General features: G+C 37.1%; 13 protein-coding genes. 11 read left to right on the top strand and 2 right to left on the bottom strand.

The window, feature by feature from the left end; translation table 11 throughout:
* Window positions 1-12: 12 nt before the first annotated feature.
* The 4 genes from ACNFU2_RS17925 to ACNFU2_RS17940 all read left to right on the top strand — a co-directional run bounded on the left by ACNFU2_RS17925 (window position 13) and on the right by ACNFU2_RS17940 (window position 3344).
* A complete protein-coding gene (locus ACNFU2_RS17925; RefSeq protein ID WP_418122527.1) occupies window positions 13-963 on the top strand; it encodes a hypothetical protein in 951 nt (316 codons plus the stop codon).
* A gap of 67 nt (window positions 964-1030) precedes the next feature.
* Entirely contained in the window at window positions 1031-1441 is a 411-nt protein-coding gene (locus ACNFU2_RS17930) for an Rrf2 family transcriptional regulator (RefSeq protein ID WP_172283794.1), read from the top strand.
* A gap of 58 nt (window positions 1442-1499) precedes the next feature.
* The gene (locus ACNFU2_RS17935) at window positions 1500-2153 is read left to right on the top strand and encodes an NAD(P)-dependent oxidoreductase (RefSeq protein ID WP_172283796.1); all 654 of its coding nucleotides are present in this window, start codon (window positions 1500-1502) and stop codon (window positions 2151-2153) included.
* Between the two features lie 15 nt (window positions 2154-2168).
* Window positions 2169-3344: a MoaF-related domain-containing protein gene (locus ACNFU2_RS17940; protein WP_418122530.1), complete on the top strand. Its 1176-nt coding sequence runs from the start codon at window positions 2169-2171 to the stop codon at window positions 3342-3344.
* 250 nt (window positions 3345-3594) lie between these two features.
* On the opposite strand, the gene ACNFU2_RS17945 is transcribed toward ACNFU2_RS17940, so the two are convergent.
* Complete coding sequence (locus ACNFU2_RS17945) at window positions 3595-4629, bottom strand: peptidoglycan DD-metalloendopeptidase family protein (RefSeq protein WP_418122532.1); 1035 nt, start codon at window positions 4627-4629, stop codon at window positions 3595-3597.
* Window positions 4630-4850: 221 nt separating this feature from the next.
* Between ACNFU2_RS17945 and ACNFU2_RS17950 the strand changes: the two genes are divergently transcribed.
* The 7 genes from ACNFU2_RS17950 to ACNFU2_RS17980 all read left to right on the top strand — a co-directional run bounded on the left by ACNFU2_RS17950 (window position 4851) and on the right by ACNFU2_RS17980 (window position 11976).
* On the top strand, window positions 4851-5891 hold the full coding sequence (locus tag ACNFU2_RS17950; protein WP_172283800.1) for an NAD(P)H-dependent glycerol-3-phosphate dehydrogenase: 1041 nt from the start codon (window positions 4851-4853) through the stop codon (window positions 5889-5891).
* Between the two features lie 230 nt (window positions 5892-6121).
* Window positions 6122-7144 carry an LLM class flavin-dependent oxidoreductase gene (locus ACNFU2_RS17955; protein ID WP_418122535.1) on the top strand — a complete coding sequence of 341 codons (1023 nt, stop codon included), beginning with the start codon at window positions 6122-6124 and terminating at the stop codon, window positions 7142-7144.
* 10 nt (window positions 7145-7154) lie between these two features.
* The gene (locus ACNFU2_RS17960; RefSeq protein ID WP_411251260.1) at window positions 7155-8243 is read left to right on the top strand and encodes an NAD(P)-binding domain-containing protein; all 1089 of its coding nucleotides are present in this window, start codon (window positions 7155-7157) and stop codon (window positions 8241-8243) included.
* 192 nt (window positions 8244-8435) lie between these two features.
* A complete protein-coding gene (gene mqo / locus ACNFU2_RS17965) occupies window positions 8436-9941 on the top strand; it encodes a malate dehydrogenase (quinone) (RefSeq protein WP_306614479.1) in 1506 nt (501 codons plus the stop codon).
* Window positions 9942-10080: 139 nt separating this feature from the next.
* Window positions 10081-10512 (top strand): hypothetical protein, encoded by a 432-nt coding sequence (locus tag ACNFU2_RS17970; RefSeq protein WP_418122538.1) that lies wholly within the window; start codon window positions 10081-10083, stop codon window positions 10510-10512.
* 195 nt (window positions 10513-10707) lie between these two features.
* A complete protein-coding gene (locus ACNFU2_RS17975) occupies window positions 10708-11109 on the top strand; it encodes a hypothetical protein (protein WP_418122541.1) in 402 nt (133 codons plus the stop codon).
* Window positions 11110-11976, top strand: a complete 867-nt coding sequence (locus tag ACNFU2_RS17980; RefSeq protein ID WP_418122543.1) for an AadS family aminoglycoside 6-adenylyltransferase — start codon at window positions 11110-11112, stop codon at window positions 11974-11976. It abuts the gene before it with no gap.
* On the opposite strand, the gene ACNFU2_RS17985 is transcribed toward ACNFU2_RS17980, so the two are convergent.
* Window positions 11973-13553 carry a GMC family oxidoreductase N-terminal domain-containing protein gene (locus ACNFU2_RS17985; RefSeq protein WP_418122545.1) on the bottom strand — a complete coding sequence of 527 codons (1581 nt, stop codon included), beginning with the start codon at window positions 13551-13553 and terminating at the stop codon, window positions 11973-11975. The two genes, ACNFU2_RS17980 and ACNFU2_RS17985, sit on opposite strands and share 4 nt — an antisense overlap.
* Window positions 13554-13616 lie beyond the last annotated feature (63 nt).

Raw genomic sequence — 13616 nt, forward strand, 5'->3', positions numbered from 1 at the left:
AAAATAGATTGAATGAAAAAGCTGCTTTACCTTTTTGCTATTTTTAGCTTAATAACTTCATGTGTTTCCAAAAAAAATCAGGCCATAAAGCAGAATATTCTTACTTTAAAAGATAGCTACTGCAAAGCCCCGTTCCAATACAATTACAGCAAAGAGCTTCCTTCCTATAATTCTGACTCTATTCTGACTGCGAACAAGGAGCTTAAAGGAATGTTTTCCGATCAGAGTATCCTTATCCTGAATGCTCTGGATAATCTGGACGAAGTGCATCAGATTATGGAACTTAAAAAAGATACCTCACTAAGTGCTCAGGTTAAAGTTTTACAACTTAAAACTAAAATTAACAGTAAAATTACGATAGCACTCACAGAGCTGGATGCTGTAGCGGCTGAATTTGATTGCGAAGGAGAGCGGGTGGCTCAGATTGGAAGTTATGTAGATAATCTCAATGCTTCCAGGAATAATAAACTTATTTTATACTCCATTGTGGCAGGAGCTGCGGCATCCATTGCGGGAGGAATTGTAAAAGATGAGGGATGGAGCAGTGCAATAGATATTGGTGGGGGTGCTTTGGGAGCCGGATTCGGATTGGCTACCCTGAATCCGAAGGGGAAGAAGGTAGAGTTTATCCATCAAAGAAATCTCCTCAGGGATATATGGAACGAAAGACTTGAATCTCCTAATTTTCCACCATTTATCTGGTATATGTATACCGAGAAGAAGTTTTCCAATAAAGAATCAAGTTCCATCATCCAGAGTATGAAACAAAGATGGCTTCATTATCAGTTCGATGATGATAGGAAAGCTGCAGACAGTTCGGTTATTTTTAGTGACGGAGGATTTTATCGTGCTGATGACCTGCAAAACCGTGCAGCAATGCTTAATCAGATGCAATCAGCAACAAGGACGATCAATCAGAACATCAACTATTTGCTTTTGGATTTGGATAAATTGATACTTTAAGAAAAATTTAACTGTAATAAGTTTTGTTACAATTAAAAAATTGTTTTACCTTTGTCCTGTAATTAAAATGAACAATACAAGATTTGCTACGGCAGTACATATTATGACCTTATTGGCAGACAGTCCGGAGGAGTGGCTAACTTCTGAGTGGATGGCTGGCAGTATTAATATTAATCCTGTTGTTGTTCGTAAGGAGTTAGGGGTTTTAAGAAACGCTGGTCTGGTTGCAAGCAGACAAGGTAAAGAAGGAGGAAGCCAGCTTTCAAGGAATGCGAGCGAAATCCGTATTTCTGATATTTACTCAGCAGTAAAAAATACTGAAGTTTTGGGTAAAAAAAATCTAAATCCTAATCCGGCTTGCAATGTCGGAAAAGAGATTAATAATCATTTAAACACATTATTCAGCGAAACAGAAAAGTTAGTGATTCAATTTTTAGGGGATAAAACATTACAGGAGTTTTGTGATCAATTCAATTAAAATTTTTTACCCTTAAATGTAACAAAATTTATTACAATTTAATTTAAAAATAAACATTATGAAAAAAGTAGCAGTAATTGGTGCAACAGGATTTGTAGGTTCACATGTAGTGAAAGAATTGGAAAACAGAGGTTATGAAGTAGAGGCGATCGTAAGAGATGCTTCTAAAGTAGAGCAGAATGACAAAGTAAAGGCTAAAAGTGTTGATGTAAACAATGTAGAACAGCTAGCCGAAAATTTAAAAGGAATTGATGCTGTAATCAGTACTTATAACGCCGGATGGACAAATCCGAATCTATACAATGACTTTCTTACCGGTTCTGAAAACATTGAAAAAGCAGTTGAGAAATCGGGAGTAAAAAGACTTATAGTAGTAGGAGGTGCAGGAAGTCTTTATACACCGGATCATGTACAAATTGTAGACACCCCGGATTTTCCCGAAGCATATAAACCTGGAGCTACCGCTGCCAGAGATTATTTGAATAAGATCAAAGAAAATAATACGCTTGATTGGACCTTCTTTAGCCCTGCAATTGAAATGAACCAGGCTAACGTAGGAACAAGAACAGGAAAATACAGAACTTCTTTAGAAACTCCGGTATTGAATGAAGAGGGAAGAAGTATTCTGTCAGTAGAAGATGTAGCAGTTGTTCTGGTAGATGAATTGGAACAGAACAATCATATCCGCGAACGTTTTACAGCCGCTTACTAATCAAAACAACATTTTATGATGCTGAGAAAAAAATTATTATCATTACTGGCTGTCTTAGTTTTTGTAGGGAGTGCATGGGCTGGAAACCTGAAAATAAAAGTATATAATCCGGGAGCAAAAGCTATTTTTCCGATTACCTCTACTCTTGTATACGGAGATAAAGATGCCATACTGATTGATGCACAATTCCAAAAACAATATGCGGAAGAGTTGGTAAAGGAAATAAAGGCGACAGGCAAAAATCTGAAAACCGTTTTTATTTCGCACAGCGACCCTGACTTTTATTTTGGGCTTGATGTTATTAAAAAAGCATTTCCTAACGTAAGGATCATTTCCACTGCGCAGACAGCTTACCTTATTTCAGCTTCTAAAGATGATAAGCTGGCAGTATGGAATCCTCAGTTGAAAGCGGATGCTCCCTCAGAGGTTTATGTTCCTCAGGCTGTAGACTCAATTCCCGATTTGGAAGGAAATAAAATTGAGATCAGACAGAACCCTGACGATCCTGCCCATAGTTTTCTGTGGATTCCTTCGTTAAAAACAATTGTTGGAGGTATTTCCGTTTCTGTAGATTCTCATATCTGGATGGCAGATACTCAAAGCAATGAAGCTATTGATAAATGGATTGCACAGATTGACGCAATGAAGGCTTTGCAACCACAACAAGTTGTTCCGTCTCATTTTGCGAAACTAAATTTGTCTCTACAATCTCTGGACTTTGTTAAAAAGTATTTAGAAAACTATAAAAAAGCCGTTCATGAGAACAAAAGTTCAGATGCAGTAGTGAAATATATGCTGAATCAATATCCGGATCTTCCTGGAAAAGATGAGTTGGGGATGGGCGTTAAGGTATTTTTAGGAGAGATGAACTGGGATCTGAAATCGCCATATCCGGCAATCGGAAGAAAGGTTGAAGTGGATTTTGGAAAAGGAAAATTTGTATTGGATTATAAAGATAATAAAACGATGTCTTTTAGCGGTACAGAAGCTTTTAAAGGTATTTCAGATACTGTTGAGTATACGGCAACTGAGATTGCAAAAAATATATTCATGGTGTATTGGCATGAACCTAAAACCGGTGAAAATGTTACCCATATTCAGGATTATAATAAAAACATAATTTATACGAATATTGCTGGAAAAGACGGATCGTTCGATCATTTTAAAGTACCGTTTAAAATCTTGAAATAAAATAATAGGTAAAAACTCGGCTGCCTGACGGCAGCCGAGTTTTTTTAATCCAATAATTCATTTAGGTATTTTAATTAGAAGACTTATTGTAGCCGGCAACCTTAGCGGATTCTTGATTGATTAAAATTAAAACGATAGAATCTTTGTGTATAAAACTCTCTCAGATATAACGGATTACACAGTCTCTTTTTCAAGTATAAATTTCGAATAAAATAACAAAAACGGCTGTCAAAAGACAGCCGTTTTTATATTATAAATTCATAAATAATTTCGGATTCACCGGAGTATTGTTTTTGTGCACTTCATAATGAAGATGAGGACCTGTGGAACGTCCTGAATTTCCGGATTTGGCAATCACCTGACCTACTTTTACCTTATCGTTTACTTTTGCGATCAATTCGGATAAGTGGCCGTATAAAGTTGCCAAGCCATTTCCATGGGAAACAATTACGCAATTCCCATAACCTCCCTTCTGTCCTGAGAAAATAATGGTTCCGGCTGCCGCTGCTCTTACATCAGAACCATAAGCAACAGCAATGTCCAGACCTTTATGAAATTGCATCTGATCTGCTTCGGCAGGTGGATTATTTTTTTCTGTTGGTGCTGTTTTAGAAGATGACGGATTGGCGGCTAAGGTTTTTGTAGAGGTTGATGCAGCGGATGGAGTAGCAGCATTGGATGCTTTTGGAGTAACCATTACTTTTACCTCTCTTTTATTTCCGTAACTGTCTGTCAATTCAATGATCTTTTCAACAGGTTCGGCTTTCACTTCCGGTTTTGGAGCTGTGGCAACTGCTGGTTTAGAATCTGCAACCGCACTTGTCCTTACGGAAGCATAGACGGTCTTAAATGGAATAGGATTTTTTCTGACTCCAAAATTGGAGGAAATATATCCGTCAGTTGGCATTCCCAATGGAACCTGCATCAGTTTTTTTTGTAAATCCATTAAATATTGACTGTAACGGTTGGCTTGTTTGGCCAGATAGACAGAGTTTGAAATACTGTCTTTACTCAGAAACATCAGCTTTTCACTCGGGACATCTTTAGACTTCAGGAATGAGTTAAGCTGTGCTACGGTTTGATCTACTAAAGTAAGATCTGTTTTCATTTTTAAGTAATCTACACTGTCTTTTTCAGTGTTTATTTTCACAAGGTTTACTTCGTATGTTTTATCATCCTTTTCGGAAGATAACTTAGCTATAAAGATGCCTTGAGCAAAAACTACCAGTAAAAGTCCTCCCAGGAGTATGTTTACCTTCTTTTTGCTGCTTAGAAATTTATTCATATTTCTTCAGTTAGTATTAAAACAGTATTAGCCTGCAAATTTAATTAAAAAACAGTTTTATGAATTATTTTTAATTAAAATTTACTTATTTCTGTATTTAACGTGGATTTAAAGGTTTAATTGTGTGAAAGTGTTAATGTTTTCAAAAAATTAGGTTTTATCACGCTCCGAAAGAGTTCTTAATTTTTTGTTTTAATATCTTTGCAGTTCACATTTCAATTATGGCGAAAAAGAAAACTATTTCAGAATCTTCAAATCCGAAAAAGAATAAAAGTGAAGTTTCCGTAGGAGTGGTAGGAAGTGGAAGTTTTGCAACTGCGATTGTAAAAATGCTTGTTGAAAACTGTAAAGTAGTACATTGGTGTGTACGAAGTGAATTTGTAAAAGGAGCTATTGAGCTTCGCGGGCACAATCCTACTTATTTAACTGCAGTTAACTTTAATCTTAAAAATTTAAAACTGACAACTGATATCAATGAGCTTGTTACAGCCTGTGATATTATTGTACTGGCAACTCCTTCTATTTATCTTTCAGATACATTGGATAAGATGACCTGCGATTATAAAGATAAAATTTTTGTTTCTGCAATTAAAGGGATTATTCCTAAAGTAAACGATGTGGTTGCTCATTATCTGAGAGATGAATTTCAGATCGGATTCCGAAATCAGGCGGTAATTGCCGGACCTTGTCATGCTGAAGAAGTAGCGATGGAACGTCTTTCTTATCTTACCGTAGCTACTGTAGAGGATGAAGTTTCCGAGAAACTGTTGAATATCTTTAATTCCGATTTTATAAAAGTCCACTCAAGTAAAGATATCTTAGGGAACGAATACAGTGCAATCCTTAAAAATATTTTCGCCATTGGTGCAGGAATAGCAAGTGGCTTGGGTTATGGAGACAACTTCACGGCCGTATTTGTGTCGAATGCGATCAGAGAAATGGAAACATTCCTTGAAGCCATATATGAGGCACCGAGAGATGTTAATGAAAGTGCCTATCTAGGGGACTTATTGGTGACGGCCTATTCATTGTTTTCCAGAAACAGAAGTTTAGGGAATCTGATAGGAAAAGGATACACTGTAAAATCTGCTATCCAGTCCATGAACATGGTAGCAGAAGGATACTACGCTGCTAACTCTATTTATAAAACGGCTAAACAAAAAAATCTGAAACTTCCGATTGTTGATACCATTTATGGAATTCTGTATGAAGGTAAAAATGCAGAAAAACAGTTTAAAAAGCTGACCGCAAAATTGAACTAAAACGATTTGAAAATTACAGGACAGAATATAAACATCAGCAATTTGCTGATGTTTTTTTATTGGAGACTATTTTTACCGGGGCACAGATCTTTGATCCAGTTCAGTGTATATAAAAACGGAATGCAATCTGTCTTGTATCTGAAATGTATTGGTAAATAGTAAGGACTTGTTATATTCCGAACTTACCATATGATAATATTTCAAGAGATTACATTTTGTAAATTAGATATATGAAAAAGATAGGATTTTTATCGTTTGGACATTGGGGAAATCATCCTTCATATGATACCAAAACAGCAGGTGACACTCTGTTGCAATCCATAGATCTGGCTGTAGCTGCAGAAGAAATTGGGATTGACGGAGCGTACTTTCGAGTGCATCATTTCGCTAACCAGTTGGCGTCGCCGTTTCCTTTGTTAGCGGCTATTGGTGCCAGAACCAAAAAAATTGAAATCGGAACGGGTGTCATCGATATGCGGTATGAAAACCCATTGTATATGGTAGAAGATGCCGGTGCAGCAGATTTGATTTCTGGAGGCCGGTTACAATTAGGCATCAGTAGAGGTTCACCAGAACAGGTCATTGATGGTTGGCGATACTTCGGATATGATTTGGAAGATGGACAATCAGATGTCGATATGGGACGTCGTAAAGGTTTGGAGTTTTTTGATTTGTTGAGAGGAGAAGGGTTTGCTCAACCTAATCCTAATCCGATGTTTCCTAATCCTCCAGGATTATTGCGTATAGAACCCCATTCTGAAGGATTACGTGATCGCATTTGGTGGGGCTCTGCTTCGGATGCTACTGCAGTTTGGGCGGGAGAAACCGGTATGAATCTGCAAAGCTCTACTTTGAAGTTTGATGAAAGTGGAAAACCTTTTCACATTCAGCAGGCTGAACAAATTCGTTTGTATAGAGAGGCTTATAAAAAAGCAGGACATACACGGACCCCGAGAGTCTCTGTGAGCCGGTCTATTTTCGCAATCGTCAACGATCAGGATAGATATTATTTCGGGCATGAAGCCGACAGAACAGATAAAATAGGTGTTTTAGAGGGGAACCAACGTGCTATTTTCGGAAGAAGTTATGCTGCTGAACCGGAACAGCTCATTAAGGAGTTGGCTCAGGATGAAGCCATTCAGGAAGCAGATACTTTATTATTGACAATTCCCAATACATTGGGTGTGGATTACAATGTACATGTACTTGAATCCATTTTGAAATATGTGGCTCCTGAATTGGGCTGGCGTTAAAAAATCTGAAATGGCAGGAAAAATTTGGTATAAAACAAAAATTGCAGTTATTGGAGCCGGGCAAGCCGGACTTTCTACAGCATATCACCTCAAAAAAATGGGACTGGAAATCGGTCGGGATTTTATTATTTTAGATGCTGCACCTTCAGCTGGAGGTGCATGGCAATCCCGTTGGGACTCCCTGACCTTGAGTACAGTAAACCGCATTCATGATCTGCCGGGAATGTCATTTGAAGAAACTATTCAGGGAGATGAAAAGGAAGTTCGTGCTAATATTGCCGTTCCGCATTATTATGATTTGTATGAGAAAGAGTTTGGATTACAGGTCTATCGGCCCGTAAAGGTTGAAAAAGTGAGCCTGAACGGAGAACGGTTTTATATTGATACATCTTCTGTTTCCTTTTCTGCATTAGGCATCATTAATGCTACGGGAACCTGGGAAAATCCATATATCCCGGAATATCCGGGTGCTAAGCTTTTTAAGGGCGAACAGCTGCATACTCGAAATTTTAAAAATGCTGAATACTTCAGAGGAAAACACGTGATCATTGTCGGAGGTGGTATTTCTGCGATTCAATTGCTGGATCAGATTTCAAAAGTAACCACCACTACATGGGTTACACGAAGGCCTCCGGAATTTCGTGAAGGACCGTTTGATGATATGGCCGGGAGTTTAGCAGTTGCGATGGTTGATAAAAGAGTGAGAAGCGGATTATTGCCAACATCTGTTGTTTCGGTAACGGGCTTACCTGTTACTGATGAAATTAAAAATATGGAAAAAAGAGGTGTTCTCAAACGGTTTCCTATGTTCAGCGAGATTACGGAAGAAGGTGTTAAATGGGAAGACGGAAGACAGGAAAAAGCTGATGTCATTCTTTGGAATACGGGTTTCCGCTGGTCTCTGTCTCATTTAGATGCTGTTTTGCCTAAGGAAGAAGGTGGAGGTATCATCATGTCCGGAAGACTTGCCACTGAAGTTTCAAAAGAGCCGAGAATTCATTTGGTGGGTTATGGACCTTCAGCTTCCACTATCGGAGCAAACAGAGCTGGAAGTGCTGCGGCAAGGGAATTGGTTAAGACGCTGGGAATTGAGAAGTAAATTGATGTCTAATTAGAAGCATTTCGTATTCATCAATCCATAATCTGAATGGTGTACAAAATTTAACCTAAAATTTTGTACTTTTTCTAGTGCAGATACAGGTTAGATATTCTTAATAACTTTTGTGTTAAAATCCTTAAACGCAATCTTCTTTTTAAAACTTTTCACGAAATTAGTAGTAAATTTTATGTTATGTCACATTCGCTTATAAGCAGAACGCCAAAACCAAAATATGACGTTGTACTCATTGGGGGTGGTATCATGAGTGCCACTTTAGCCACATTACTCCACGAATTTGATCCCGATCTGGAGATCGCAATTTTTGAAAGGCTTGGCAGGTTTGCCAAAGAAAGTACAGCAGCCTGGAATAATGCCGGAACAGGGCATTCAGCATTTTGCGAATTGAATTATACTCCGGAAAAAGAAGATGGGACCATTGATATTTCAAAGGCAGAAAGTATTGCAGAACAATTTGAAATTTCCAAACAATTTTGGTCCTATTTACTTCAAAAGGGATATATCAAAGATCCAAAAGATTTTATCAATTCATGTCCTCACATGAGTCTGGTATTTGGAGATAAGGACGCAGAATATCTGAGAAAGCGCCATGATAAGATGGTGAAATCCGTTTTATTTAAAGGAATGGAGTATTCTACGGATCATGAAAAACTGCGGGAATGGATTCCCTTAGTGATGAGCAAGAGAAATGCTTCTGAAGTAATGGCAGCAACCAAAATGGATCTGGGAACGGATGTTAATTTTGGTTCCCTTACCCGAAAAATGGGAAGGCATTTATTAGAAGATTCCAATGTGGAGGTTTTTTTATATCATGAAGTAAAAGATATTGATCCCAGAGAAAATGGACAATGGGAAATGAAGGTTAAAGACAGAATTCACAATCACAAACAAGAAGTAGTTGCAGATTTTGTATTCATCGGTGCCGGAGGTTATGCGCTTCCGTTGCTTGATAGTTCAGATATTAAGGAAAGTGAAGGGTATGGAGGTTTTCCTGTTTCGGGTGAATGGCTGGTGACGCATAATCCTGAGCTGGTAGAAAAACATCAGGCTAAGGTATACACACAGGCTACAGTAGATGCTCCGCCAATGTCTGTTCCTCACCTTGACCTTAGAATTATTGACGGTAAAAAAGCACTCCTGTTTGGACCTTTCGCCGGCTTTTCAACAAAGTTTTTAAAAGAGGGTAGTTATCTTGACCTTCCTGAAAGTGTGAATACAAAAAACATACGATCCCTTTTCGGGGCCTGGTGGCATAATATTCCTTTGACAAAATATCTTATTCAGCAGGTAGCCATGACGAAAGCCCAGAGGATGCAGCATTTGAGAGAGTTTGTTAAAGATGCTAATGAAGCAGACTGGGAATTAAAAGTAGCCGGACAAAGAGTTCAGGTTATTAAAAAAGATGAAAAGGAAGGCGGAAAACTGGAATTCGGAACCGAAGTGGTTGTTAATAAGAGTGGAACCATTGCCTCTTTACTGGGAGCTTCACCGGGAGCTTCTACTGCTGTTTATGCTATGCTTAATGTTCTTGAGAAGTGCTTCGGTGAAAAACTTCACGGGGAGTGGAAAGACAAATTAGTGGAAATGATCCCTTCTTACGGACAAAAACTTGCAGATAATCCTGAACTTACAGATAAAGTGAGAGCTTATACGAAAGAGAAGCTGGAGCTGCATTATTAGTATAGATAAAAGATATTAGAAATAAATTTCTTTTATAAGGAAACGCCCTCACTGAAATTGATGAGGGCGTTTTTGGGAGAAAATTAAGCTTGTTTATCATGTGGAGAAAAAGTAGATAGAAACGAAGTAAGAAAATAATATGAATACAGTAAGAATATCTATAAATGAAAGCTCTTTCGAAAAATATAAAGAGAATATTACAGGAGTTGTCCATTTGGACTTTGGTGATTTTTCTTTCCCGGAAAAAAACTGGAATGATTTTGTAATTGTAATTATGAACAACTGGATTAAATCAATTAGCAATATTAAACTTGGGATTTCTGAATATGCAGATCTTTTGTTTTTTGATGGTTCTTTTTATATAAGAATTAAAATGACAGGTAAAGATAATTGTCTAATTGAATGTATTGAAAATCACAGAACAGAAAAAATTATATTTAAAGAACAGATAAAATTTAAGAACTTAGAAAAAGAAATTTTCACTACTGCAAAGTTATGTAAAGTATTTTGTACAAGACAAAATTGGAGAAGTGAAGAACTCGATGAATTAGATTATTTATTACGAAAGTAAAGAATAAATAGTGTGCTTATTTTAAAACAATATCAATAATAGTAATAAAGCCGATTCCAATGAATTGGCTTTTATATTGTAAAGTACTTTTCCAGTAAAAATTCCTTAACACAATCATAATCTATTCAAAATATACATTTCAATTGAAATTTAAATAAATTTGCAGGATATATTATTTGCAATTCATATAAAGCCGTGGAAGAAATTGTTGTAAAGCCTATTATTGCCAGAGAACTTCTTGAATCCCTTAAGACAAAAATGGAAGAGGAGAAGCAGGTTATTGTGCACTGCTGCTTCCCGGCCTCTCCTTTTTTGGGTAACCTGATCCGGATATGGAATACCACGTATCTTTTTGATAACAGTTCGGAGCATCAAAGTAAGCTGATCCACGCTGAAAATATTACAATATTTCCGGACTGGACTCCGGTTCCTTTTATGCGGGATTTTTGGTTTACACTCATATTTTCAGGATTGCCAAAAGATTGTAAAAGTTTTGATCTTAAAGAAGTCATTCCTGAAGAAGGTGGATTTTTTGTACAATCCATTAAGAGAAATGCAATGGATGTATACAGAGTGAAAATATCAGAATCTTATTAAATGAAAACCAGAGAAAAAAAATTACAACAGATCATTGACTGGGCGAAAACGAATCCGGATATTCGTGCTGTTTTGTTAACCAGCTCATTAGTAAATTCTTATGCTCCTGTTGATGATTTTAGTGATCTGGATATTGAACTTGTCTTTGAAAAAATGAAACCATATGAATCTGATAAGTCATGGTTAGAACTTTTTGGGGTGCCCATTTCTATGGTAGAAGAAGATGAAACATTTTTTGACGGAGTCCATGCAATGAAAATGGTTTTGTATGAAGATCTTGTGAAAGTGGACTTCAAACTCTATGAAAAATCTGAATTTATAAAAGAAATAAAAAAAGATGAGCTTCCTGAAGATTGGGACGTAGGCTATAAAGTTCTGATCGACAAAGATGAGTTGACAAAGAATCTGAAGGACCCGACTTATCAGTCTGTGATGATTAAAAAACCCACAACGGAAAGGTTTCAGCAACTGATGAATGATTTCTGGTGGGACACAACTTATGTGGCAAAATGCCTTAAGCGTGAAGATATTTTTTATGCTAAATTTATGAGTGAGGATGTAATCAGAACTGATTATCTTGTTCCTTTGCTGGAATGGTATATTGCCAGTGAAAACGGATGGAACAATATAACGACCAATAAACACGGAAGACTATTCAAAAAGTATTTGTCTCCAGATCTATGGAAAAGGATTGAAGCTACTTTTTCCGGAAGTAGTATTGAAGAAAACTGGAATGCTTTATTGGCATATGCAGATCTTTTTCATGAAATAGGAACTGACCTAGCCAGAAAGCTCGAAACTTCATATCCTGAAGAGCACGAAAGTAAAGTACGAAAGTACCTTACGATGATAAAGACTCAGGATTAGTCGAATTCATTTTGCCTGATTAAGTTTTCAATGCAGTATTCAGTAATTGCAACAATCGTTACAAAAGGATTCACGCCAATGGTTCCCGGAATTAAAGATCCGTCCAGGATGAAAAGATTTTCATGATCTTTTAATTTACCATATTGATTGGTGGCTTCACCTAATACGCAACCTCCTAACGGATGATAACATATATTAGGCCCAAAACCATTTTTAAAAAGAAAATGGCTTCTGGTACCTCCATTAGCCCGGTTCATTTTCCGGATAAAATAATCTGCATTCTCTCTCATCTTTTTTGTATGACTTTCATTCCAGTCAATATGGAGTCTTTGAGTTGTGGTATCAAAAGATACCTTTCCCTTTTTATCAACTCTGTTGATTAGCAGATATAGTGCAGTAGCCACATCCATACCCATTGGCAATGGTGCAATCTCCGTGAAAAAAGGATGTTCTTTATCTTCCCAGTTATCAACTCCACCTACAGGAATAGTGGATTGCTGAACTCCTGTACCTCCGGACAGAGGTCTGACCCAGTTTCTACCGGTCATAAAGTTTCCGTTATTACCCCAATTTTCCCCTACATTATTGTTGAGTGGAAGCTGGTTTTTCGCATGGGATTTTAAAAGAAGCTCTAAAGTTCCCATAGTTCCTGCAGATACAATCAGCTTTTTACAATGAAAAATTTTCTCTTTGATTACTTCTCCAGAGGTATTGATCTGTGTAACATCCAGTGTATAACTTTTGTCATCATTTAATTTGATGGCAGTAACTGAATGGAGATCCAGTATTTCAAGATTTCCTGTATCTGATGCTTTTTTTAAATACGTTTTATCAAGACTGTTTTTACCGTGATTATTTCCATAGATCACTTCTGTATTAAGCGCAGATCTCGGAACTTCATTTTTATATTCTCTCTCCATGTATTTGAAATCATACACATTCGGAACGCGGATGGTTTTAAAGCCTGCTTTATGAGCCTCTTCTTCACCTACTCTTGTAAATTTATAATAAGGACAATCATGCAAAAACTGTTCGTCAATCACATTGACCTTCAGTTCTTTTCTGGCGAGAGGAAAATAGTAATCATAAAACATTTCAGCATCGAGCTGTGGAAAAACTTCTTTAAAATAACTTTCTTTAGGGGTTACAGCCATTCCGCCATTTACGATAGATCCTCCACCAACACCTCTTCCCATCCAGATATTGATATGTTCAAAATCCAGTCGGTCTAATGCACCTGTAAAAGGTTTTAAAGAGAACAGGTTCATAAATGGTGCAATGGTCTTCTTTTTCAGCCATGCAGCACTTTCTCGGGGTTTTAATAAGTTGGAAAAAGGAATCCCGGATTTTTCCCAATTCAGTCCCATTTCAAGCATTAATACTTTTTTTCCCGCCTCACATAAGCGTAAAGCTGCTACGGCGCCTCCATATCCGGAACCGATAATAATGACAGGGGCATCCAAAATTTCTGTTTTTTCAGGAGATTTTGGAGCGGAACCATATAAAAGATGCGTACCTAAAAAGTAAAAGCCAGATATTCCAATGATACCTGTTTTAATGAACTCTTTTCTATTCATGTTCGTTATTTTCCAAAAACTATGCTAGAAAAACACAAAAAATTATAATTTTTAATTAAAATT

Source organism: Chryseobacterium sp. PTM-20240506, from assembly GCF_048296755.1.
Taxonomy (GTDB): domain Bacteria; phylum Bacteroidota; class Bacteroidia; order Flavobacteriales; family Weeksellaceae; genus Chryseobacterium; species Chryseobacterium proteolyticum.

Bases quoted from the DNA above. Each gene is read 5' to 3' on its own strand.
- ACNFU2_RS17940 (WP_418122530.1), top strand. From the start codon at position 2,169: ATGATGCTGAGAAAAAAATTATTATCATTACTGGCTGTCTTAGTTTTT.
- ACNFU2_RS17945 (WP_418122532.1), bottom strand. From the start codon at position 4,629: ATGAATAAATTTCTAAGCAGCAAAAAGAAGGTAAACATACTCCTGGGA.
- ACNFU2_RS17980 (WP_418122543.1), top strand. From the start codon at position 11,110: ATGAAAACCAGAGAAAAAAAATTACAACAGATCATTGACTGGGCGAAA.
- ACNFU2_RS17925 (WP_418122527.1), top strand. From the start codon at position 13: ATGAAAAAGCTGCTTTACCTTTTTGCTATTTTTAGCTTAATAACTTCA.
- ACNFU2_RS17950 (WP_172283800.1), top strand. From the start codon at position 4,851: ATGGCGAAAAAGAAAACTATTTCAGAATCTTCAAATCCGAAAAAGAAT.
- ACNFU2_RS17955 (WP_418122535.1), top strand. From the start codon at position 6,122: ATGAAAAAGATAGGATTTTTATCGTTTGGACATTGGGGAAATCATCCT.
- ACNFU2_RS17935 (WP_172283796.1), top strand. From the start codon at position 1,500: ATGAAAAAAGTAGCAGTAATTGGTGCAACAGGATTTGTAGGTTCACAT.
- ACNFU2_RS17970 (WP_418122538.1), top strand. From the start codon at position 10,081: ATGAATACAGTAAGAATATCTATAAATGAAAGCTCTTTCGAAAAATAT.
- ACNFU2_RS17985 (WP_418122545.1), bottom strand. From the start codon at position 13,553: ATGAATAGAAAAGAGTTCATTAAAACAGGTATCATTGGAATATCTGGC.
- ACNFU2_RS17960 (WP_411251260.1), top strand. From the start codon at position 7,155: ATGGCAGGAAAAATTTGGTATAAAACAAAAATTGCAGTTATTGGAGCC.
- mqo (WP_306614479.1), top strand. From the start codon at position 8,436: ATGTCACATTCGCTTATAAGCAGAACGCCAAAACCAAAATATGACGTT.
- ACNFU2_RS17930 (WP_172283794.1), top strand. From the start codon at position 1,031: ATGAACAATACAAGATTTGCTACGGCAGTACATATTATGACCTTATTG.